Origin of the sequence: Janthinobacterium longum, from assembly GCF_051380735.1 — a bacterium.
Classification (GTDB): Bacteria; Pseudomonadota; Gammaproteobacteria; order Burkholderiales; family Burkholderiaceae_D; genus Janthinobacterium.
In genome coordinates this window covers 45,616-67,809 of the sequence record NZ_JBNYXQ010000001.1, presented here as the reverse complement: position 1 = coordinate 67,809, position 22,194 = coordinate 45,616, and the positions used below count along the sequence as shown (strand labels likewise).

At 66.0% G+C, this 22,194-nt stretch carries 16 protein-coding genes; 6 read left to right on the top strand and 10 right to left on the bottom strand.

The window, feature by feature from the left end:
* The first annotated feature begins 78 nt into the window (after positions 1-78).
* The 6 genes from ACQ4WM_RS00300 (at position 79) to ACQ4WM_RS00275 (ending at position 8,527) form a co-directional block, all read left to right on the top strand.
* Positions 79-2,145, top strand: a complete 2,067-nt coding sequence (locus ACQ4WM_RS00300; protein ID WP_436544724.1) for a glycosyltransferase — start codon at positions 79-81, stop codon at positions 2,143-2,145.
* Between the two features lie 3 nt (positions 2,146-2,148).
* A complete protein-coding gene (locus ACQ4WM_RS00295) occupies positions 2,149-3,633 on the top strand; it encodes an oligosaccharide flippase family protein (protein WP_436544723.1) in 1,485 nt (494 codons plus the stop codon).
* A 9-nt stretch (positions 3,634-3,642) separates the two neighbouring features.
* Complete coding sequence (locus ACQ4WM_RS00290; RefSeq protein WP_436544722.1) at positions 3,643-4,707, top strand: glycosyltransferase; 1,065 nt, start codon at positions 3,643-3,645, stop codon at positions 4,705-4,707.
* On the top strand, positions 4,697-6,226 hold the full coding sequence (locus ACQ4WM_RS00285; RefSeq protein WP_436544721.1) for an MBOAT family O-acyltransferase: 1,530 nt from the start codon (positions 4,697-4,699) through the stop codon (positions 6,224-6,226). The genes ACQ4WM_RS00290 and ACQ4WM_RS00285 overlap by 11 nt, the downstream gene beginning before the upstream one ends.
* Before the next feature lie 2 nt (positions 6,227-6,228).
* On the top strand, positions 6,229-7,449 hold the full coding sequence (locus ACQ4WM_RS00280; RefSeq protein ID WP_436544720.1) for a hypothetical protein: 1,221 nt from the start codon (positions 6,229-6,231) through the stop codon (positions 7,447-7,449).
* Between the two features lie 79 nt (positions 7,450-7,528).
* Complete coding sequence (locus ACQ4WM_RS00275; protein ID WP_436544719.1) at positions 7,529-8,527, top strand: 2-hydroxyacid dehydrogenase; 999 nt, start codon at positions 7,529-7,531, stop codon at positions 8,525-8,527.
* Positions 8,528-8,542: 15 nt separating this feature from the next.
* Here ACQ4WM_RS00275 and ACQ4WM_RS00270 read toward each other — a convergent pair whose 3' ends face one another.
* From ACQ4WM_RS00270 to wecB, 10 genes are read right to left on the bottom strand one after another with little or no spacing between them, the layout of a single operon-like run.
* Complete coding sequence (locus ACQ4WM_RS00270) at positions 8,543-9,355, bottom strand: O-methyltransferase (RefSeq protein ID WP_436544718.1); 813 nt, start codon at positions 9,353-9,355, stop codon at positions 8,543-8,545.
* A gap of 22 nt (positions 9,356-9,377) precedes the next feature.
* Entirely contained in the window at positions 9,378-11,810 is a 2,433-nt protein-coding gene (locus tag ACQ4WM_RS00265; protein ID WP_436544717.1) for a glycosyltransferase, read from the bottom strand.
* Positions 11,807-13,054: a TIGR04063 family PEP-CTERM/XrtA system glycosyltransferase gene (locus ACQ4WM_RS00260; protein ID WP_436544716.1), complete on the bottom strand. Its 1,248-nt coding sequence runs from the start codon at positions 13,052-13,054 to the stop codon at positions 11,807-11,809. Before ACQ4WM_RS00260 ends, ACQ4WM_RS00265 begins: the two co-directional genes overlap by 4 nt.
* 52 nt (positions 13,055-13,106) lie before the next feature.
* A complete protein-coding gene (locus ACQ4WM_RS00255) occupies positions 13,107-15,035 on the bottom strand; it encodes an XrtA/PEP-CTERM system amidotransferase (protein ID WP_436544715.1) in 1,929 nt (642 codons plus the stop codon).
* 10 nt (positions 15,036-15,045) lie between these two features.
* Positions 15,046-16,251, bottom strand: a complete 1,206-nt coding sequence (locus ACQ4WM_RS00250) for a TIGR03088 family PEP-CTERM/XrtA system glycosyltransferase (protein WP_436544714.1) — start codon at positions 16,249-16,251, stop codon at positions 15,046-15,048.
* The gene (gene xrtA / locus ACQ4WM_RS00245) at positions 16,241-17,815 is read right to left on the bottom strand and encodes an exosortase A (RefSeq protein ID WP_436544713.1); all 1,575 of its coding nucleotides are present in this window, start codon (positions 17,813-17,815) and stop codon (positions 16,241-16,243) included. The genes ACQ4WM_RS00250 and xrtA overlap by 11 nt, the downstream gene beginning before the upstream one ends.
* The gene (locus ACQ4WM_RS00240; protein ID WP_436544712.1) at positions 17,812-19,098 is read right to left on the bottom strand and encodes a TIGR03087 family PEP-CTERM/XrtA system glycosyltransferase; all 1,287 of its coding nucleotides are present in this window, start codon (positions 19,096-19,098) and stop codon (positions 17,812-17,814) included. The genes xrtA and ACQ4WM_RS00240 overlap by 4 nt, the downstream gene beginning before the upstream one ends.
* Before the next feature lie 2 nt (positions 19,099-19,100).
* A complete protein-coding gene (locus ACQ4WM_RS00235; RefSeq protein WP_436546176.1) occupies positions 19,101-20,195 on the bottom strand; it encodes a FemAB family XrtA/PEP-CTERM system-associated protein in 1,095 nt (364 codons plus the stop codon).
* Entirely contained in the window at positions 20,195-21,043 is an 849-nt protein-coding gene (locus ACQ4WM_RS00230; protein WP_436544711.1) for an XrtA system polysaccharide deacetylase, read from the bottom strand. Before ACQ4WM_RS00230 ends, ACQ4WM_RS00235 begins: the two co-directional genes overlap by 1 nt.
* Positions 21,040-22,185 carry a non-hydrolyzing UDP-N-acetylglucosamine 2-epimerase gene (gene wecB / locus ACQ4WM_RS00225; RefSeq protein ID WP_436544710.1) on the bottom strand — a complete coding sequence of 382 codons (1,146 nt, stop codon included), beginning with the start codon at positions 22,183-22,185 and terminating at the stop codon, positions 21,040-21,042. The genes ACQ4WM_RS00230 and wecB overlap by 4 nt, the downstream gene beginning before the upstream one ends.
* Positions 22,186-22,194 lie beyond the last annotated feature (9 nt).

The window sequence follows — 22,194 nt, the reverse complement described above, 5'->3', positions numbered from 1 at the left end:
CGCCTGTCAACGGCTGGGGAAATGTGCTCAGTACACTGCTCGGTAACCTTGCATACCCAACACACAGGAGACGCGCGCTTGTTGACCGTACTGATGGCGACCTACAACGGCGCTGCCACCTTGCCTGAAGTACTGCAGGCGTACACTGCGCTGGCCAGGCCCGCCGGCGGCTGGCGGCTGGTGATTGCCGATAATGGCAGCAGCGATGGCACCGCGCTGGTGATCGCCGCCTTCCAGGGGCGCTTGCCTTTGAGCAGCTTGCAGGTGGCGCGGCGCGGCAAGAATGCTGCCTTGAACGCGGCGCTGGAACAGGTCTTGCGCCAGGGCGGCGACGGCCAGGATTTGCTGGTATTTACCGACGACGATGCGATTCCCAAGGTGGACTGGCTGCGACGCCTGCAGCAATGCGCTGCGCGCCAGCCCGGCCACGCGCTGTTCGGCGGCGCCATCGTGCCCGCCTGGCGTTTGCCTCCCGCGCCCTGGCTGCGGCAACATACGCCAGCGGGCCTGACCTGGGGCCTGACCGAACCCGGCTTGCAGGACGGCCCGATCTATCCGGGACTGGTGTGGGGCGCGAACATGGCGGTGCGGCGGCGCATTTTTGCCGACGGCCTGCGCTTTGACGACAGCATCGGCCCGAATGGCGCCAGCTATGCCATGGGGGGCGAAGTCAATTTCAACCTGCGCCTGGCGCAAGCGGGCCACCTGGCCTGGTTTTGCCCGCAAGCATGTGTGGCGCATATTATCCGCGTGCATCAGGTGACCGTGTCGTGGGTGCTGCGCCGCGCCTGGCTGCATGGACGGGGGCGTTTCCGCCAGCAAACAGACAGGGCCGTGCCGCGCTGGATGCTGGGGCGTTTCCTGCGCGACAGTACAGGATGGCTGGGCGCCTGGCTGCGGCGCGACCATAAGCAGGTATTCGTCCTGCGCTGGGAGCTGGCCAATATCGCCGGGTATTGCCAGGAGGCGTGGCAAAACAAGTTGCGGCGCCCCGCGCGCATCCTGATTACCAGTTACTCGGGCGAGCTGGGCGGCATGGAACTGCGCATGGCGCAAGAGGCGCGCATGCTCGACGGCGCCGGCTACCACAGCCTGCTGGCGCTGCGGCGCTTTGCCGGCTTCGAACGGTGGGCACAAGGCTTGCTGGCCCAGCAGGTGCGCATCAGCGTGTACCAGCCGCCGTTGTTCATCGAGCACTGGCGATGGCGCCGGCTCAATTTGCTGCGCGCGCGGCTGACGGGCGCCTGGCAGCTGCGGCGCTACCGGCCCGACCTGGTCCACGTGGCGTTGTGCTGGACTGCCTTTGGCGCCTCGATCCTGTGGCAGGCCAGCCGCTGCCGGCTGCCAGCCGTGGTCAGCGTGCACAATGCGTTTCCCCTGGAGCCGTTCAGCGCCTGGCAGCGGCCGCTGCTGGCCACGGCCATGCAGTGCGTCAAGGGCGTGTATGCCGTCTCGCCGTCGGCCTTGCAACATTTCATGGACTTGTACCGCGACATGCTGGCGCCTGGCACGCGCCTGGCCGTGATACCGAACGGCGTCGATACCGCGCTGTTTACCGTGTCTGCCGAGCGGCGGCGGCTGGCGCGCGAACAGCTGGGCTTGCCTCAAGACGCACTGGTGCTCGGCTCGGTGGCCCGGCTGTCGCCGCAAAAGCGGCCCGAGGCGCTGCTGGCCATGTTCTTGCGCCTGCGGCCACGCTTTCCCGGGCTGTACCTGGTGCTGGCCGGCAGCGGGCCGCTGGAAGCGGTACTGCGGCTGCAGGTGCAGGCGGCCGGTGTCGATGGGCAGGTGATCTTTACCGGTTACCAGGCCCGCATCGAGCTGCTGATGCCGGCATTCGACCTGCATTTGCTGCTCAGCCGCAACGAAGGCTTTGGCATCGCCACCATCGAAGCGATGGCCTGCGGCGTGCCGGCCGTGGGGACGGATGTGCCCGGCACCCGCGATATCCTGCACGATTGCGCCGGCGGGCTGCTGTTGCCGCTGGACGATGAGCTGGCGGCCTGCGAGGCGGTGGCCAGCCTGCTGCACGATGCGCCACGGCGCGCGGCGATGGCGCTGGCGGCCCGCCGGGAAGCCGAGCAGCGCTACTCGATGCCGCGCCTGGAACGGCAGTTGCGTCAGTTTTATGCTGGCCTGGTCTGACCCATGAGCGCCACCCGCCACTCCCTGCTGTTTTCCTTTGCCGAAAAATACACAGTGCTGCTGCTGGGCGTGCTTGCCACCATGATCTTGTCGCGCCTGCTCACGCCAGCCGAAGTGGGCGTGTATTCGCTCGGTGCGGTGCTGGTGGCCCTGGCCCAGGTGGTACGCGACTTTGGCGTAGGGCAATACCTGATCCAGGAAAAACAGCTCGATATCGTCAAGCTGCGCGCGGCGCTGGGGACCAGCGTGCTCGTTGCCTGGCTGCTGGCGCTGCTGGTATTGGCAGCCAGCGGGCCGCTTGCCAGCTTTTACCAGGAGCCACGCTTGCGGCTGGTGCTGCAATTGCTGTCGATTAATTTCGTCCTGATCCCCTTCAGCGCGCTGACCATCCCCTTGCTGCGTCGGCAGTTGCGCTTTCGCGCCATCTACGCCATCAATGCGGCCAACAGCATGACGAATCTGCTGGTGGCGGTCGGCCTGGCGTTGCTGGGCTACAGCTACATGAGCCTGGTATGGGCGGCACTGGCGGGCAGCCTGGCATCGCTGCTGGCCAGCCTGCTGCTGCGCCCGCGTGCACTGCCGTGGCTGCCGGGGCGGCAAGGCATGCGCACGGTGGCGGCGTTTGGGGCGTATTCAACCGGCGGCGGGCTGATCGATGAAGCCAGCGTGGCGGCGCCGGACCTGATTATCGGCAAGTTGATCGATATCGAAAGCCTGGCACTGTTCGGCAAGGCGCAAAGCGTGCTCAATATGTTCAATCAGCTCATTACCAGCGCCATCTCGCCGGTGGTGTTTCCCCTGTTCGCTGCCAACGAGCGCGCCGGCGGGAAGGGTGGGGCAGCGCCGGCCTATCTGCGCACCGTCAGCTATATGACGGCCTTGAGCTGGCCGTTTTTCTTCTTTCTTGCGTGCATGGCTTTGCCCTTGGTCAAATTGCTGTACGGACAGCAGTGGATCGCCTGTGTGCCCTTGATCCGCATCATGTGCCTGTCATCGGCCGTGTATAGCATGTTCAGCATGGCGCGCTACCTGCTGGTGGCCACCGGCAAGATGCGGTTGCAAGTCGGTATCGATGCCTGGTCCGGCGTGCTGAAGGTGGCACTGGTGCTGGCGGCGGCGCCGTTTGGCCTGGTGGCGGTGGCCTGGGCGGTAGTGCTGGCGCTGCTGCTGCGCAGCGCACTTAGCTACCGTTCGCTGCGCGCGGCCTGCAATCTCGATGGGTACTTGCTGTTGCGCACGGTCAGAAAAAGCCTGCTGTTGTGTGCTTGTACCGCGCCGGCGCCGCTGCTGGCATCACTGTGGTTGCCGAATGAGTTGCCGCAGGCCATGCCCTTGCTGGCGCTGCTGGTGCTGCTGGCAAGCGGGCTGGCCAGCCTGGTGTGCTGGATCGCCGGCATTTTTCTGTTGAAACATGAACTCGCTGCCGAATTTTTACTGCTGCAGCGCAGGCTGGCCGGCATGCTGCTGGCGGCCAGGACACCGCCTTGAGGGCATACCATGCGAGTTGGCATCCTGTCTTATCCCATGCTGTTCCAGCGCGATGGCGGCCTGCAGATACAGCTGCGCGAAACCCTTGCCGCACTGAACCGCCTGACACCGTGCGCCGGGCAGCCATTGCAGGTACAACTTGTCGATGCCAATCGCGAGCGGCTGGCCGACTACGATCTGATCCATGTGTTTTCTGCGATCAATGGCAATTTTCGCATCGTCGAAATGGCCAGCGAGCTGGGCCTGCCGGTGGTGCTGTCACCACTGCTGGCACCAAGCTGGAACCGCGCCACCGCCCGCCGCGCCGCGCTGGCGGACCGGCTGGTCGGCCGCTTGACGGACTGGACGGTGCAAACCAGCTACGCCCAGACCAAGCGCGCGCTGCAACTGGCCAGCCTGGTGATTGCCCTGGGCGAGGCCGAGCGCGACGCCATCACGCAGGGATACGGCGTCGCTTCTGAAAAAATCCGTGTGTTTCCAAATGGCGTCAACCCGCATTTCTTTACGGCCAATGGCGAGCTGTTCCGGCAAGAAACGGGCATTGCCGGCCCCTTCGTGCTGATGGTCGCCAGTATCTCGCCGTATAAAAACCAACTGGGCCTGGCGCTGGCGCTGGCCGGCAGTACGCTGCCGGTGGTGCTGATCGGCGCCGCGGCGCGCCACGAATTGCCGTATCTGCAGCAATTGCTGGCCTTGCCGCATGTCACCTGGCTGGGCGGCCTGGAACACGCCGATCCGCTGCTGGCCAGCGCCTACCATGCGGCCGCCGTGATGGCCTTGCCCAGCCAGGGCGAAGTGCTGCCTTTGTGCGTGCTTGAAGCGCTGGCGGCCGGCACGCCGGTGGTGATGACGGCGCAAAGCGCGCTCGACCTGCCCGATTCCGCGTTTGCGCTGCGCAAGGTGCGCTGGAACGATGGCGCCGCCCAGCGCCTGCTCATCGAACAACTGGTGGCCCGCCAACCCGAGCGCGCCAGGGTGCAGGCGCTGGTCAGCCAATTCAGCTGGGACAGGGTGGCGGCGCAGATTGCTGAATGCTATGTCCAGCTGCATGCCGGGAGCGCTCATGCTGTTTAATTCCTTCAGCTTTCTGTTTTTTTACCTGCCGATCGTGCTGGCCGGCTATTTTTTGCTGGGACAGTCGGGCCGGCCGCTGCTGCCTGCCGCCTGGCTCGCGCTGGCATCGCTGTTTTTCTACGGCTACTGGGAGGTGCGCTACGTGCCGCTGCTGCTGGCGTCAATCACCGTCAACTACCTGGGCGGGCGGCTGATCGGCGCTTGCACCGGGCCGGCCAGGAAGCGTGTGCTGGTGACGGCGCTCAGCGCCAATCTGTGCTTGCTGGCCTGGTATAAATACGCCAATTTTTTCGTCGACAGCGTCAATGCCCTGGCTGCGGCGGCTGGCGCTGGCGGCTTGCCACCGCTCGCGGTCATCCTGCCGATCGGCATTTCTTTCTTTACCTTTACCCAGATCGCCTTCCTGGTCGATTGCTACCGGGGCGAGGTTCGCGAATACCGCTTTATCCACTACGTGCTGTTTGTCAGCTATTTTCCGCACCTGATTGCCGGGCCGGTGCTGCATCACCGCGAAATGATGCCGCAATTTGCCGATGCGGCCAATACGCGCCCGCATGCCGGCAATTTTGCCATTGGCTTGTCGATCTTCGTGCTCGGTCTTGCCAAGAAGGTGCTGATTGCCGACAACCTGTCGCCAATGGCCATTCCCGTATTTGCTGCCGGTGCCGGGCCGACCCTGATCGAGGCCTGGATCGGCGTGCTGGCCTATACCTTCCAGCTGTATTTTGATTTTTCAGGCTATTGCGACATGGCCATCGGCCTGTCGCGCCTGTTCGGCGTCAGGCTGCCGCTCAATTTCAACTCGCCCTATAAAGCCGTCAATATCGCCGAGTTCTGGCGCCGCTGGCACATGACCTTGTCGCGATTCCTGCGCGACTATCTGTATATCGCGCTGGGCGGCAGCCGGCACGGACAAGCCAGGCGCTATCGCAATCTGATGCTGACCATGTTGCTGGGCGGCTTGTGGCATGGCGCTGGCTGGACCTTTGTCATCTGGGGTGGCCTGCACGGGCTGTACCTGGTGGTGCAGCAAGCCTGGCAGCAGCGGTTCGGCGTCGCGCGCAGCCGCTGGTGGCCACCGGCGCTGACGTTTTTTGCCGTCATGCTGGCCTGGATATTCTTTCGCGCGCCCGACGTGGCCACCGCCCGGGACATCGCCGGCGCCCTGTTCGGCGCGAATGGCGTGAGCTTGCCGCGCGGCCTGGAAGCCCTTGCGGTGCCGCTGGCGCACTGGGGCTGGCAGCCTGCCTTTGACGGCGTTCGCTGGATCGAGCTGGGAGGACCGGGCCTGCCGGTGCTGCTGCTGGCCATGCTGCTGGCCTTCAGGGCGCCCAATACACAAGAAATTTTTATTCATTACAAGCCCGGTATTGAAAGAATATTTCAAAATGCCCAGCTGGGGCGCCTGGCCTGGCACTGGCGGCCCACGCGCCGCTGGAGCCTGGGTTTCGCGGCGCTGTTTGTCGCCTGCATCTTCGGCATGAACCGCGTTACCGAATTTCTCTACTTTCAATTCTGACCATGGATAACCCGGATACCTCGGATACCTTGTCTTTGCGCCGCTATGTCGCCGTGTTCTGCGGCTGCGTGGCCGGTACGCTGCTGCTCGTTTCCACTGTCAATTACCAGGTCGATCCTTACTTGCTGCACCAGTGGGACAGCCCGCTGCTGCAGCGGCTGCAGCCGACGCGCGAAAAGCTCAGCGTGTGGGGCAAGACTTATGCCGTGGCGCGCTACCGGCCGGCCGTCGTGTATATCGGCAATTCGCGCACGGAAATGGGCCTGCCGGCCGGTGTGCGCACGCTGTTCGATGGCAAGACCGTCTTCAACAGCGCCGTCTCGGGCGCGTCGATCGGCGACGCCATGCTGCTGGCCCGGCACGCGGCGCAGGTCAGCCATGTCGATACCATGGTGTGGGGCATCGATGCGCCCTCGTTTTCCATGGAGCAGGGTTCGGCCGGCATCGAGCCCGGCCTGACGGAGGCCGGTCCGGCGTTTTTCGCACGGCGCGCCTTGCTTAACGTCAAGCGCGGCCTGACGCTCGACATGACGCGAGACACCTTGCGCCTGTTGCAGGGCAGTTTCGGCAGCGTGTGCTTGTCCAGCCTGGCCTTGCACGGCCAGCGCGACCACCGCTGTTTCAGCGATCGCATCAGGGGCTGGGGCGGCACGGCGCCAGCCATGGTGCCGCGTTTGCAGGAGTTCGGCACCGGCGCAGGCCCCACGCCCGATGCGCTGCAGGCGTTCGACGCCACCGTCGGCATGCTGTGTCGCGACGGCACGCGCTTGCGCCTGTATATCAATCCCACGCATGCGCTGACGATGGACGTGCTGTACTGGCGCGGCAAGTGGCCGGCCATGGAGCAGTGGCAAGCCGATATCACCGCGCTGGCCGAACGCCACCGGGGCCAGGGCTGCGACCTGCGGCTGGTCGACTTTTCAGGCTTTAACAGCATCACCAGCGAAGCCATACCGCAATTTGGCGGTGCGCGAGAAATGCGTTATTACTGGGAGGCATCTCACTACCGTGACAATGTGGGCCGCATGATCTTGTCGCGCCTGTTCGGCGGCAGCGAGGGCAGCCCCGTGCCACCCGAGGACTTCGGCATCGAACTGAGCAGCGAGAACCTGGCCGCGCATCAACAGGCCATGCGCACTGCGCGCGACCGCTTTCACCAGGAGCATCCGCAGGAAACCGCCTTCGTGCGCAAGCTGATCACCTTGCCGCGCGTACGGCCATAGCCCGCCGTTTTCGGCATGCCGGCAGGCATGCGCTATGATGACGTTTTTGTCATCACCTCAATAATTCTCGGAAAGCAACATGAAAATCGCCTTTTTCGGCAGCCAGCCCTATGATCGCCGCTTCTTTGACGAAGCCTTGTCGTCCCAGCCGGACGCACCCAACATTGAACTGAGCTATCACAGCGCCTTGCTGACTGAAGAAACGGCCATCCTGGCGCGCGGTGCCGAGGCCGTCTGCGTCTTCGTCAACGATGTACTTGACGCGGCCGTACTGACCGCCTTGCACGATTACGGCGTGCGCGCCATCCTGCTGCGCTGCGCTGGCTACAACAACCTCGATTTGCCGACGGCCAGGCGGCTGGGATTTTTTGTCGCGCGCGTACCGGCCTATTCGCCCGAAGCCGTGGCCGAACACACCCTGGCCATGGTGCAGACCCTGAACCGCCATACGCACCGCGCTTATGCCCGCGTTCGCGAAGGCAATTTTTCACTCGATGGCTTGCTGGGATTCAACCTGCATGGCAAGACGGTCGGCATCGTCGGCACCGGCAAGATCGGCCTGGCCACGGCGCGCATCTTCAGGGGCTTTGGCTGCAAGGTGCTGGGCCACGATCCCTATCCCTCGCCTGACTTTGCCGAACTGGGCACGATGGTGGACTTGCCGCAGCTGCTGGCCGAAGCGGACATCGTTTCGCTGCATTGCCCGTTGCAGGATAGCACGCGCCATCTGATCGGCCCGGCCACCTTGCCGCAGATGAAGCGTGGCGCCATGCTGGTCAATACCTCGCGCGGCGCCCTGATCGACACCGGCGCCGTGATCGATGCGCTCAAGTCGCGCCAGCTGGGTGCCCTGGCGATCGATGTGTACGAGCAGGAAAGCAGTCTGTTCTTCAACGATCACTCATCCGACATCATCGATGACGACGTGTTCCAGCGCCTGATGACGTTCCCGAATGTGCTGGTGACCGGCCACCAGGGCTTTTTCACCATCGAAGCATTGCGTGAAATTGCCGCCATCACCTTTCACAACCTCGATTGCTTCCGCAACGGCGGCGATTGCGGCAACAGCGTGGCCTAAAGTTCAAGCCGGCGCTCAGTGTTGCGGCGCCAGCATCGCCTGCGGCAACGCTGGCGCAAGCTGCGCATCTGCCGCCAGCTCTTCATTCACCAGCCGCGCGCAGCCTTTTTCACAGGCCAGCCGGGACTGCTGCAGCAGCGGAAATTCGCTGCGCCAGCGCCGCAAAATCGCTTGTTCGTCGCTGCGTGCGGCGTCGTCCAGGTAGACGGCCGCGCCCGGCGCCAGACGGGGAAACAGCAGCGGGCCGGCAGGGTAGCGGGCCAGCTTGCCGGTCGCCTGCGGCGGGCCGTCGATCACCAGCATGTCGATCGGCAAGCCGGCGGGCAGGCGCTCGGCGGCGTACCAGAGCCAGCTTTCACCCTGCAACTGGTGCGTGCGCAGCGGCGCATCGATCACCTGCGCCCAATCCGACAGGCCGTGGCGCGCCAGTTCGGCGCGTGTCTGCGCCGCATACGCAGCATCGTGCTCCAGACTGTAGACCTGGCCCGCTCCCTGCAGCTGCATGCAGCGCGCCAGCACCACGGTCGAGGTGCCACTGCTGCATTCAACCACCAGCTGCGGCCGTGCCGAGCGCGCATGGCGCGCCAGTTCCAGCAAAAAATCGGGCGAACCGGCCCAGCCCCGCGTGCGCGGCAGGCTTTTGTCCAGCTGCAGCTCGCGCTGCAGGCCATCGAGCGCTTCGAGCTGGTGGAACAGGGCGGCCGGTGCGCTGTCTGCCTGGTCGCGCAACTGATGCGCCAGCAGGTGGATCTGGCGCACCTTGTGCAAGGTCCAGGCGCACAGCAGCAGCGTGGCGGCCAGCAGCAGGACAGTGAGGTAGTTGGACATGAAAAGACCTTTCAAGGAAAAATCAGCTGACCTTGCTGACGACATAGCGGTATTTGCCTGACGCCTCGACGGCGATCTCGTCCACCTCTTCGATGTCGATCGCCACCTGCTCGCCCAGCCTGGCGCGAAAGCCTGCCACGATCAGCGCGCGGGTCGGCCCGTCCAGCAGCGGCAGGCACACCAGCAGCACGCGCGTGTGCAGCAGGCTTTCCTGGATGATCTTGAAGCCGCGCACCTGCGGCAGTTCGCGCAGGATATAGACCAGCGCCAGGCCGTGCATCACGGTGCCATCGGTGGCGGTGAGAAAGTCCGTGCTGCGGCCCTCGATTTTCTGCAGCAGCGGCAAGCCGCGCCCGCATGCGCAGGCGTTGACGCCCAGCGCACCGACGTCGCCGGTGGCGTAGCGGATGAAGGGGTAGTCGCGCGTGGCCAGGTGGGTGACGACGATTTCTCCAAGGCTGCCTGGCGGCAGCGGCTGGCCGGCCGTGTCGACGATTTCGACGATGATGTCTTCGGCCGTGATGTGCATGCCGCCGTGCGGGCATTCGTGGGCGATAAAGCCGGCGTCGCGCCCGCCGTAACCGTTGGCCACCGGGCAGCCGAAGGCGGTGGCGATCTGCGTGCGCTGTTCGTCGTAGAGGCGTTCGGATGTCACGAAAGCGACCTTCACACCCAGGTCGTCGAGCGGCACGCTATGCGCGCCGGCATGGCTGGCGATGCGGCACAGCGCCGATGGATAGCCGAACAGCATGCGCGGGCGCAGCCGCTGCAGCCGGCAGATGAAACCGTCGACCCTGGCGGGCGACATGGCAAACGCCGGCAGCAGGGTGCTGCGCAGCAGCCAGTCGCGCAGGCGGCGCAGCCGGTCCTGGGCGTGCAGTTCGATGGGCGAGCCCCAGAGCACCACTTCGCGCTCGCCGATATCGACGCCCCACCAGCGCGTGGCACGCCATTTGGCAGCGATATCGTGGCTGATGCGCCTGCGTCCAAGGAAAAACAGCAGCGGCTCGCCACTCGAGCCACCGGTGGAGAACGGACGCAGGCCATCGGCGCGGTCGGACTTGAAGGCCTCGCGCGCGGCGCTGATATCGTTCTTGCGCAGCAGCGGCAGGCGCGCCAGGTCGCTCAAGCTGTGCACCTGGCGCGGATCGAAGCCGATGCGCTGGAACAGCGCGCCGTAATAAGGCACATGGGCGCCCGCATGGCGCAGCAGGCGGCGCAGCCGCGCCAGGCGCCAGCGCTCCAGCTGCAGCGGAGTCCACCATTGCGAGCGCTCCATGCGGCGCAGCAGGCGCACGCTGTCGTGCCGCTTGAGCTTTTCATGCAGGGGAAACAGCCAGTGCGCGACCAGGCGCGCGTAGCCGGACGGACGCGGCGCGGCCAGGATGCGCCGGTACAGCGCCGCCAGATGCGGCCCCACATCCCGCCAGTCGAACTGCGCCGCATGCAGCAGGCCGTTGGCTGCCAGCCGGCTGGCCTGTTGCGGCTCGCGCAGCAAAGCCAGCATGGCCTGCGCCATGGCCGGCGCGTCGCCGGGCGACACCAGCAGGCCCGTCACGCCGTGTTGCAGCAAGGCCGGAATGCCGCCCACATTGGTGCTGACCACGGGCACGCCGCAGGCCAGCGCTTCCAGCACCGAGATCGGCATATTGTCGGCCAGGCTGGGATTGAGCACGATGGTGCTGGACTGGTACAGCGCCGGCATGGCGGCGTTGGCCACATGGCCTGCAAATGTCAGCGCCTGCGTTACGTTCAGGTCGCGGGCCAGGGCTTCCAGCGCGGCCCGCTCGGGACCGTCGCCGGCCAGCACCAGGCGCGCGCCGGGATACGCCGCGCGCACGATGGCAAAGGCGCGCACGGCGCTGGCGTTGTCGTACAGCGCCTGCAGGTGGCGCGCCACCAGGATCACCGGATCCTTGTTTTTTCGCTCGATTTGCACTGGCGTGAACCTGCGCAAGTCGACCAGATTGGGCACGATATGGGCAGTGTGGCCGCACTGTTCGAAAATCTCCTGCAAAAAGCGCGAGGGCACGGCGATGACGTCGGCGCGCAACAGGCTGGCGTCGACCAGGCGCCGGTGGCGCGCAAAAAAGGTTGCCGCCTCGCCGCCACGGTAATTGAGCAGCACGGGTTTGCCGCACAGGCTGGCGACCCACAGTGCTGGCGCGCCCTGCAAATGCCAGGACCAGCCCGAGTTGGCCATTACATGGAACAGGTCAGCGTTCCGACTGGCGCGCCACAGGTGCCACAGGAAGATGGGCAGGCGCAGGGCCGCGCGCAGGTAGCGCACGCGCGCCAGCCAAGGCGGCAGCACGCTGGCATTGACGGCCAGCAGTTCCACTGTTGCCCCTTCGGCGCGCAGCAGCGCCGCCAATTGCGCCGTCTGGTTGGCCATGCCGCCGGCCGGCGGCGCTTGCGGGCCGACCAGCGCGATGCGCATGCCGGCGAGCATCATCGTGTGCGCTCCGCCGGCTGCCGCACCATGCCGACGTGTGTGCGTTGCGCGCTCAGGCGCCGATAGAGATCGGCGTAGCGCGCCACGCTGCCGGCCCAGCTGCGTTCGCGTTCCACATAGGCACGGGCGCGGCGGCGCAACAGCGGCCAACTGGCCGGCTGGCCCAGCAGGGCCAGCACCGATTGCGCCAGCGCATCGGCGTCGTTGGCACGAAACAGCACGCCGGTCTGGCCATCCTGGATCAGCTCGCGGTGGCCGCCGACGTCCGACGCGGCCACTAGCCGGCCTTGCGCCATCGCCTCCAGCGGCTTCAGGGGGGTGACCAGTTCCGTCAGGCGCATCGGCAGGCGCGGATAGACCAGCACGTCGATCAACTGATAATACTGCGCCACCTGTGCGTGCGGCACGCGCCCGGCGAACACCACCTGGCCGGTGATGCCGAGTTCAACGGCCAGTGCGCGCAATTGCGCTTCCTGCGGACCGCCGCCGGCCAGCAGCAGGCGCAATGCTGGTGTGGCGGCCAGCATGCGCGGCATGGCGCGCAGCAACAGCGCCAGGCCTTCATAGGCGTAAAACGAGCCGATAAAGCCGATCACGGGGTGGCCGGCCAGTCCCATCGCGTGTGCCAGGCCTGGCTGCTTGGGCGCCGTATCGAAGGCGGCGACATCGACCGCGTTGGGAATCACGGTGATTTTGTCCGGCGGCAGGCCGCGCGCGCACAAATCCTGGCGCAAGCCTTCGCAGATGGTGGTGATGGCGTCGGCGCGACGCAGCGCATGGTTTTCCAGCATGCGCGTCAGGCGGTAGCGCAGGCCGCCGGGCCGGCTGCTGCCATGGTCGGCGGCCGCGTCTTCCCAGAAGGCACGCACTTCGTAGACTACCGGAATACCGAGGGCGCGCCCTACGCCGAGGGCGGCGATGGCGTTCAGGGCCGGCGAATGCGCGTGCAGGATGTCGGGTTTCAGCTGCAGCGCAAGCTGGCGCAGTCGCCGCGACAGGCCAAGGATCACGCTCCACTGGCCCAGCACGGGCAGGCGCGACCACCATTGCCGGCCGGGTGCGGTGCGGTAAAAGTGCCAGCCGTCGATCGTCTGCTCCAGGGTGTCGCACCGGCCCTGCTTGGCGCCGGTCAGGTGCAAGGTTTCCCAGCCCAGCGCGCGCTGCTGGGCCAGGATGGCGACGGTGCGGAAGGTGTAGCCGCTGTGCAGCGGCAGCGAATGGTCGAGGATGTGCAGGATGCGCATGGCGTTTTTCGTGTCATCGTGTCAGCAAGGGTGGAGGTAGCGGTAGCGGTAATCAGGCGGTAGCCAGTTCCCGCGCCGTGGCAGCGGCCATTGGTACCACCTGGCGCAAAAAGGACTCAAACATGAGCAGCGACCACAGCGGTGCGCTATGGTCGCGCCGGCCCGAGCCGTGCTGCTCGATCAGCTGGCTGACATAGTCCATGTCGAACAGGCCGCATTGCGCCATTTCCGGGCTGGTCAGGCGCTGGTGCAGGCGTTCGCGCAGCGGCCCGCGCAACCAGGCGGCCAGCGGCACGGAAAAACCCATCTTCTGGCGATACAGCAATTCGTCGGGCAACAGTGGGCGCAGCGCCTTTTTCAGCAGGTATTTGCCGGTGCTCCCGCGCAGTTTCAGTTGCGGCGGCAGGCCCGACATCCACGCCACCAGTTCATGGTCGAGCAGCGGCGAGCGCACTTCCAGCGCATGCGCCATGCTGGCGCGGTCGACCTTGGTCAATATGTCGCCGGGCAAATAGGTTTTCAGGTCCAGGTATTGCACTTGCGACAGCGGATCCTGCGCCGGGCTGGCCAGGGCATGGCGGCGCAGCACTTCGACCGCGCGGTAGCCTTGCAGGCTGCGCCGCAGTTCGGGGCTGAACAGGCGTGCGCGCATGGCGTCGCCGAGGATGCTGACGCTGTGGAAATAGGCATCGGTGGCGTCGCGCGCCAGCCCTTCGAAGGTGGTCTTGGCGCGCATGAAACGCGGCGCCCAGTCGGCCTTCGGGTAAAGCCGGCCCAGGGTACCGAACAGCGAGCGGCGCAACCCCTGCGGCAGCATGGCGCGCACTTTTTCTTCGCGCGTATGCAGGTTGTAGCGCCGGTAGCCGGCCAGGCTCTCGTCGCCGCCGTCGCCCGACAGCGCCACCGTGACGCGCCGGCGCGCCAGCTGGCACACGCGGTAGGTGGGCATGGCCGAACTGTCGGCGAACGGCTCGTCGTACAGCGTGGCCAGCAGGTCGATCAGTTCGAAATCGTCGGACTCGACCTGCTGCGCATGGTGCAAGGTGCCATAGCGGCGCGCCACCATGCTGGCGTAGGGGGCCTCGTTATAGGCCGGGTCGCCGAATGAGATCGAGCAGGTATTGACGGGCGCCGCGCTGGCGCCGGCCATCATCGCCACCACCGCGCTCGAATCGACGCCGCCGGACAAAAAGGCCCCCAGCGGCACTTCGGCCACCATGCGGATGCGCACCGCTTCGCGCAGCCGCGCCAGCAATTCGTCGCCCGCCTGTGCTTCGCTCGCTGGCGCATGCGGCACGAAAGGTACGTCCCAGTACTGGCGCGGCGCCGGCAGCGGCTGGCCGGCGCGGATGCACAGGGTATGGCCTGGCGGCAGCTTGTGCGCATGGCGAAAGATGCTGCGCGGCTCGGGCACGTAGCCGTAGGCAAAATAGTCTTCCACCGCCAGTGGATCGAGTTCGCGCGGCATGGCCGGGTGCGCCAGCAGCGCCTTCAGTTCGGAGCCGAAGGCCAGGGTGCCGTCTGTCAGTTCGCCATAGTACAGCGGCTTGACGCCAAGCCGGTCGCGCGCCAGGAACAGCAGGTGGCGCCGGCGGTCCCACAGGGCAAAGGCGAACATGCCGCGCAGGCGCTGCACGCATTGTTCCCCCCACTGTTCCCAGGCGTGCACGATCACTTCGGTGTCGCTGCTGGTGCGGAACTGATGGCCGAACTGGCGCAGTTCGGCCATCAGGGCGCGGTAATTATAGATTTCGCCATTGAAGACGATGGCCACGCTGCGGTCGGCATTGAACAGCGGCTGCTGGCCGCTGGCCAGGTCGATCACAGACAAGCGCCGGTGGCCCAGGCCCAGGCCCGGTTCGCGGTGCATGCCGTCCTCGTCTGGCCCGCGGTGACGCAGGCTGTGGGTCAGGCGCGCCAGCAGCGTCGCTTCAATGTCGCGCTGGCCCTGCAGATCAAAGATGCCGACGATGCCGCACATGGAAGTCCTTTCACGGATAAGTGGGAAGCGGGGAGGGCGCTTCGGCGCCCGTCAAGCGGTCATACACGGCCAGATAGGCGCCGGCCATGGCGGCAAGGCTGTGTTCGGCCAGCACCAGGCGCCGTCCGCACGCGCCGTGCTGCGCACCCAGTTCAGGCGCACGGTAGTAGTCAAGCAGCGCGGCGGCCAGCAGTTCGGGCGAAGCCGGCGGCACCAGCGCGCCGCTCCGGCCTGGGCGCACCAGTTCCGCATTGCCGCCCACTTGCGTCGCCACTACCGGCAGCCCGGTCGCCATCGCTTCCAGGATGGTGTTGGAACTGCCTTCGGCCAGCGACGGCAGCGCGAATACGTCCATGGCCCTCAGCAATTGCGCAACGTCGTCGCGCGCGCCGGGCAGCCAGGCCTGGTGCTGAACGCCGGCCTGCGCCAGCAGGGCCAGGCAAGGCTGGCGGCACGGACCATCGCCGATGATCATCAGCCGCAGATGCGCGCGCTGGCGCGGGTCGAGTTGTTCCAGCAGCAGCAAAAAGGCGCGCACCAGGGTCAATTGGTCTTTCACGGCCGCCATCCGGCCCACGCTGCCGATCACATACGCGCCATGGCGCAGGAAGCCGGGCGGCCCCGCCACGGCCGGCGGACCCAGGCGCGGGTGAAACTTCGCACTGTCAACGCCGTTGCCAATATGGCTGATGCTGGCGGGCGGCGCGCCGATGGCCTGTACCAGCCACTGGCCCAGGTCAACGCTGACAGCGATGAAATGCTGGATCAGCGGTCGCATCAACTTGCGCAGCAACCGGTATTTGCGGTTGTTGCCGTGCAGGTCGTTGATGTCGCGCCCGTGTTCGCCATGCACGCGCAGGCGCACGCCGGCGATGGTGGCCAGCAGTTGCGCCTCGATGCAGCCGAGGTTGCGCGTGTGCACCAGGCTGGGCCGCAATTGCCGCAGCAGCCGGTACAGGCGCAGGTAATGCAAGGGATCCTTGCCTTCGCGCTTGTCCAGGCTGACCACGTCGACCCCGGGCGCGCTCAAGCGCTGGCGAAAGGCGGTAGCGTTTTTCAGGCAGACAATCGCGTGCCGGTAGCGCCCTGGCGGCATATGGTTGATCAGGTTCACCAGGCCGTTTTCAAGGCCGCCCACGTCGAGCTGGTCGATGATATGCACGATCAGCGGCGGCGCGCCGGCCGCCGTGCTGTTGCGGGGCGGCTCAAGGCGCATGCGGCACCCCCTGCAACGCCTGTTCGATACCGGGCAGCGCCGCCTGTAAAAAGGCTTGCAACTGTTCGCGTGGCGGCGGCGCCAATTCATCGTAAGTGCTGGAGACCATGATGTCTGCGCCATCCTGGCGCGTGCCCAACAGCTTGCCCCTGGCCAGCAGCAGCTTGACCAGCGCCGGGCTGGCCGTCAGCACGCCGCCCTGCTGGTAGCTGCGCCATACCAGCACCCGCTCGCTACCGTGTGCCAGCAAGGTTTCGCGTATCTGCAAGCTGCGTCCCGGCAGGCTCAAACGGCGCGTCTGCTGCCCCAGCGGTAGCCAACGTGGGCCGAATGGCGTCACCTGGTGCGTCAGCAGTTCGGCATTGCGCGTCTGGTGCGCATACCAGGCCAGTTGCACGCTCACTTGCGCCGTACCTTGCTGATAGGTGGCGTGCAGGCGCCGCGGCGCACCGGCCAGGGCGGCGTTCCAGTCAGGCGTACTGGCATGCGCCAGGCGCCAGCCGGACGGGGTCGGCATGGCCAGTTGCGCGGCCTGGCGCTCCGGCGGCGCGTCGTCGTTGCGCCAGGCCAGCGCCGGCCAGGCGGCGGCGATCACGATGCAGGCGACTGCGGCCTTGACGGCGGCCAGCGAGGCGCTGCGCGCCGGCATGGCCTGATTGGTTGCCAGCGTCAGTGCCGGCATGCGTTCGCGCCAGCGGCTCGCTAGCAGCAACAGCAACAGCATCACCAGGCCAAAAAACAGCCAGCCATATACCAGGTGGTCGACGCCGACCGCCAGCCGCATGCCGCTGTAGTGGCCCAGCATCACGACCAGCCAGGCGCGCACGCCGTTGGCCAGGATCGGCACCACCAGCGCGCATACCATCACGGCCAAGCGCCGGCGCATGCTGCGAAAATGCAAATGAGCAAACAGCGCACCCAGGGCCAGCGAGGCGATCACATAGCGCAGGCCGCTGCAGGCCTCGACCACCGACCAGTTGCCGCTAGCCAGGGAAAAATAGTTGCCGTCCCTGAACACCGGCACGCCCGACAAGTGCAGCGCGCCGACCGTGAAACCGGCCGTAAAGTCGATCAGGGGTGGCAGAAACACTTCGCCGAAAGGCACGGCCAGGAACAGGTAAGCCAGCGGAAAGGCCAGCAAGCGCGTGGCGGGCCAGCCCAGAATGGCCAGCACGGCTGCGGGCAGCATGGCGGTGGCTGCATATTGCTCGGCCACTTGCACGTAAGCCACATCGGCCAGCAGCCAGGCCACGCCCAGCACGAACAGCAGCAGTCCGCCCGCCATCGATGGGCGTGGCGGCAGTACGGCCAGGCGCGCGCGCTTGCGCCAGGCCAGCCACAGGCTGATCGGCACGATCAGGAAACCATGGGCAAAGGTCTGCGAGCGCGACCATACTTCCAGCATGCCCCAGAAGGTGGCATGGTACAGCACCACGATGGCGGTCATGGCCAGCAGCAGTGCAGGCACGCCATGGCCGGGGGCAAAGGGCGCTTGCACCGGTGGCATTGGCGGCATGGGTGGCAGCGGCAGGCTGGCCGCGACTGTGGGCGAGGCCAGCGTCATGGCGCTTCCGATTCTTGCACTGGCCGCAGGCTCGCCGTGCTGCCGCTTGTGCCTTGCTGCACCGGATGTGGCTTGAGGCCCAGCATGGCACCCAGGGCCTGCAAATTGCCTTCCCATTGATATTTTTGCAAAATCAGCTGGCGCGCGCAGCTGCCCATGTCCACACCTGCTCCTGGCTGGGCGGCGGCGCGCAGCACGCGCGCCGCATGGTGAATGAACTCGGCTTCGTCGTGCGCCAGCAGCAGGTCCAGCCCGGGCTGGGCGGCGATGCCTTCGAGCGCTTGCGGCGACGCCAGTACGATCTTGCCCATCGCCATCGCTTCCAGCACCTTGTTTTGCACGCCGCGCGCAATGCGCAGCGGCGCCACAGCCAGGGTCGCACCGGCCAGCCACGGGCGGATATCGTCCACCGCGCCAGTGACGGTCACGCCGGCTACCTTGGCCAGGGACTGCACGCGGGGCGCCGGCCGGCTGCCGACGATATAAAAAAGCAGTTGCGGGAACTGGCGCCGCAGGGCTGGCCACACATGGCGCACGAACCACTGCACCGCGTCGATATTCGGCCAGTAATCCATGGCGCCCGTAAATACCAGCACCTGGCTGCCGGGCGGATACGGCGAAGCAGCACATCGCTCCGGTGCAAAATAGCCAGTGTCGACGCCATTATTGAAGTGATGGGTCTTGCGCCGCACCATCGGCGCGCAGAGGCGAAACAGGTTTGCCTCGGCTTCCGAGACAAAGCTGGCAGCGGAAAACTGCTGGGCGATATGGCGTTCGTACTGCAGCAAGCGGTGCGCCTCGCGCTGGAACAACTGCGACAAGGGCCATGGCTTGCTGTCACCGTACTGGCGCCATTTGTCGGAATCGACGTCGACAAAGTCGATCACGCGGTGCAGATGGCGCGCGCCCCTGCCATCGATGTACTGCGCCATAGGTCCGGAAAACGCCAGCGCATGGCGTACTTTGCCGCTCTCCCGCAGGCCGTCCACCCATTCCAGCAGGCGCGCGTCGCGGTAGTACTGCACGCTCATGGCCTGGCGCGACAGCAGGGCCCGCACCGCACGCCAGCGGGCAGCCGTCAAACGCAAGTCGACCATGCGCGTACTGGCACACAAAGCAGCCACCTCATGCATATATTGCCAGTCGGCTTGCTCGTCGATAAAACAGCCCAGGTGCACGCGGAAATGCCTGCTCAAGTATTGCAGCATATGCCAGGAACGTATCTTGTCACCCTTGTTGGGCGGATACGGCAGCCGGTGTGTGAGGAAGAGCAGATCGCGCATGGCTAGCCCAGCTGCCGCACAAGATGCGGTCCCAGCAGGTTGGCCAGCGGCAGCGGCAGACGGCGCCAGGCGCGGATGAACAGCGCGTATTTCGGATTGAGCGGATTCACGTCGGGCAGCGAGCTTGCGCGGATCAGCTTGTAGGCATACGGCAACGGCTGCGGCGCAAAGCCCCAGTTTTTCTTGAAATCAAAGGCACCCGTGCCCAGCTTGCTGCGGCCAAAGTCGAACTGGTGCACGCCGCGCGCGCTGGCACGCCGCATCAGTTCCCAGTACATGAAGTCGTTGGCGCCGCTGCTGCGCGCCAGCACGCTGCCGGCGCCATAATACGGCAACACCTCGCCGCGAAAATAAAACGACAGCACGCTGGCCTGCGCCTGTTGCCCCTGGTAGACGGTGAGGATGTCGCAATCGTTGCCGAACACCGTGCGCAGCAGGGCAAAGTGGCGACGCGCAAACACGGGCGTACCCAGGCGGTGCACGCTGGCCGCATACAGGGGAAAGAAATGATCGAGATCGTGGTCGACGACGCTGTGCAGGCCGGCGGCGATGGCCTTGCGCAGGACGGCGCGCTGCTTGCGCGGGATCGCCAGCAGGTTTTGCTCTTCATTTGCCAGCAATGTTTTGCGGAAGGTGGCGTACAGGGGCTTGCCTTGCCAGTCGTCGGGAATGGCGCCGTCGCGCTGGCGGTACTCCAGGTGGCCCACTTCCAGCTCGCGCGCCAGATGCTGTGCCCGTGCGTCCAGCGCACGCCTGGCCTGCAGGTCGATCGCGGCGATACCACCATACACGCAGAAGGGCAGCGAGACGAGCGCCTTGCCGCACAGCAGGCCGCGCAGGTGCACCAGTGGCAGCACGCCCAGGATGCGGCCGCTCTGTTCGGCATACAGGAAATGGCTGGCGTGGCCGAAGCCTTGCTCCATGATGGTTTGCCAGCCGGCGCGGTGAAAAAACGTAGCATCGGGGCAGCTGTGCACGAAGGCATCCCAGCGGCCATGGTCTTGCGGCAGCAGCGTGCGGATGATGATCGCGCTGCTGCGCCGGGCGGCGGCAATGACGTCCGCCGCGCTGTCGGTAAGGTGGGGCGCCTCATGCATCATGTACCCTCAAGAAAAATGCGATCCATCCGGTCCCAGGCAAAATCGCTCGTCAGGCGTGCCAGCCGCGCCTCCATCCGTGCCAGGTTCAGGTAGTGGCGAAAGCGTGTCTTCCAGCCTGGGCCAGCGGGCCGCGGTTGCCCCGGATCGAGCTCCCAAGGGTGAAAATAGAATATGCCAGCCTGGCCATCGCGTGAATTGATGCGGCGCAAAAGCCAGCGCGACAATGAATAGGGCAGCAGGCGAAAGTAGCCACCACCGCCGGCCGGATAATTGCGGCTGCCCAGGCGCACCGTGCTGACCGGCAATTCCAGCACCCCCTGCGGGCCACGCGGGTGCCAGGCGAAGCGCGGCGCGTCGGGCATGCCGTAATGGTCATGGCGGATCGGGTAGATGCTGGAACTGTAGCGGTAGCCCGCCTCGCACAGCACATCGAAGGCCCATAGATTGCGTGCGCCGATGGAAAAGCTGGGGGCGCGGTAGCCCAGCACCGCCTGACCGGTCAATTGTTCAAGAATGCGCTTGCTCTGCACCACATCGTGCAGAAATTCGCTGCGCGACTGCTGCGAGGCGCGCAGGTGGGCATGGCCATGGCTGGCCACCTCATGGCCGGCGGCGGCCACGCGGCGCAGCATGGCCGGATAGCGCTCGGCGATCCAGCCCAGGGTAAAGAAGGTGGCGTGAATGCCCTTGTCGCCAAGTAGCAGCAGGATGCGCTCGACGTTGGCCTCGACCCGGCATTCGAGACGGGGCCAGTCGGCGCGGGCGATATGGGGCGCAAAGGCCGAGACCTGGAAATAGTCCTCGACATCGATGGTCAGCGCATTGCGCACGCTTGGCGTGTTCATGGCGCAAGCCGTGCGGATAGCCATTGCGCGGTGACGGTGGCGATGCGTTCGGCCGCGTGGCCGTCCCAGTATTGCGGAATGCGGCCGCGCTTGCCGCCCGTGCGCAGCACCTGGCGCGCCAGCGACAGGATGGCGGCGGGGGCGGTGCCGGCGATGACGTTGGTGCCTTCGTCGACGGTGACGGGGCGTTCGGTATTGTCGCGCAAGGTCAGGCAGGGCACACCCAGCGCCGTGGTTTCCTCCTGGATGCCGCCCGAATCGGTCAGCACCAGTTGCGCGCCCTGCATCAGGCCTAGCATTTCAAGGTAGCCCAGCGGCGGCAGCAGCATGATGGCATGCTCGCGCAGCCGCCGCGCCAGCCCGGTTTTATCGAGCATGGCGCGGGTACGCGGATGGATGGGAAACAGCAGCGTCAGCTGCGTCGACAGCGTGCACATGGCCTCCATCAGCGCGGCCAGGCGTGCGCCGTCGTCGACATTCGATGGCCGATGCAAGGTCAGCAGGCCATACGCGGGCGGAGTATCATGGCCGTGGGCCCGCAGGCTGATGCGCGGCGGCACGGCGTCGGGCAACTCGCGCAGCAGGCTGTCGATCATCACATTGCCGGCAAAATGGATGCGTTCCTCCGCGATGCCTTCGCGCAGCAAATTGGCGCGCGCCCCCGTTTCGCTGGTAAACAGCAGCGCCGACAATTGATCGGTCAGCACGCGGTTGATTTCTTCCGGCATGGTGCGCTCGCCACTGCGCAGGCCGGCCTCGACATGGATCACCGGGGTGCCCAGCTTGGCCGCCACCAGCGCGCAGGCCAGCGTGGAGTTGACGTCGCCCACCACCAGCACGGCGTGCGGCGCCAGGTCCAGATGCACAGTTTCATAACGGCGCATGATCTCGGCCGTCTGCTGTGCGTGGCTGCCCGAACCGACCTCGAGGTTGATGTCGGGCGCGCGCAGGCCCAGGTCGGCAAAAACCTGCGCGTTCATGGCCGTATCATAATGCTGTCCGGTATGCACCAGGCTGGTACGCACCTGCGGCGCCAGTTTTGCAAACGCCGCCAGGATCGGCGCCATCTTCATCAGGTTGGGCCGCGCGGCAACGATGCACAGCAGATGCGGCCGTGCCGATGGCAGAACAGGGTCGGACATGGAGCCTCC

Bases quoted from the DNA above. Each gene is read 5' to 3' on its own strand.
- ACQ4WM_RS00295 (WP_436544723.1), top strand. From the start codon at position 2,149: ATGAGCGCCACCCGCCACTCCCTGCTGTTTTCCTTTGCCGAAAAATAC.
- ACQ4WM_RS00290 (WP_436544722.1), top strand. From the start codon at position 3,643: ATGCGAGTTGGCATCCTGTCTTATCCCATGCTGTTCCAGCGCGATGGC.
- ACQ4WM_RS00285 (WP_436544721.1), top strand. From the start codon at position 4,697: ATGCTGTTTAATTCCTTCAGCTTTCTGTTTTTTTACCTGCCGATCGTG.
- ACQ4WM_RS00280 (WP_436544720.1), top strand. From the start codon at position 6,229: ATGGATAACCCGGATACCTCGGATACCTTGTCTTTGCGCCGCTATGTC.
- ACQ4WM_RS00275 (WP_436544719.1), top strand. From the start codon at position 7,529: ATGAAAATCGCCTTTTTCGGCAGCCAGCCCTATGATCGCCGCTTCTTT.
- ACQ4WM_RS00270 (WP_436544718.1), bottom strand. From the start codon at position 9,355: ATGTCCAACTACCTCACTGTCCTGCTGCTGGCCGCCACGCTGCTGCTG.
- ACQ4WM_RS00265 (WP_436544717.1), bottom strand. From the start codon at position 11,810: ATGATGCTCGCCGGCATGCGCATCGCGCTGGTCGGCCCGCAAGCGCCG.
- ACQ4WM_RS00260 (WP_436544716.1), bottom strand. From the start codon at position 13,054: ATGCGCATCCTGCACATCCTCGACCATTCGCTGCCGCTGCACAGCGGC.
- ACQ4WM_RS00255 (WP_436544715.1), bottom strand. From the start codon at position 15,035: ATGTGCGGCATCGTCGGCATCTTTGATCTGCAGGGCCAGCGCGACATT.
- ACQ4WM_RS00250 (WP_436544714.1), bottom strand. From the start codon at position 16,251: ATGCGCCTTGAGCCGCCCCGCAACAGCACGGCGGCCGGCGCGCCGCCG.
- xrtA (WP_436544713.1), bottom strand. From the start codon at position 17,815: ATGACGCTGGCCTCGCCCACAGTCGCGGCCAGCCTGCCGCTGCCACCC.
- ACQ4WM_RS00240 (WP_436544712.1), bottom strand. From the start codon at position 19,098: ATGCGCGATCTGCTCTTCCTCACACACCGGCTGCCGTATCCGCCCAAC.
- ACQ4WM_RS00235 (WP_436546176.1), bottom strand. From the start codon at position 20,195: ATGCATGAGGCGCCCCACCTTACCGACAGCGCGGCGGACGTCATTGCC.
- ACQ4WM_RS00230 (WP_436544711.1), bottom strand. From the start codon at position 21,043: ATGAACACGCCAAGCGTGCGCAATGCGCTGACCATCGATGTCGAGGAC.
- wecB (WP_436544710.1), bottom strand. From the start codon at position 22,185: ATGTCCGACCCTGTTCTGCCATCGGCACGGCCGCATCTGCTGTGCATC.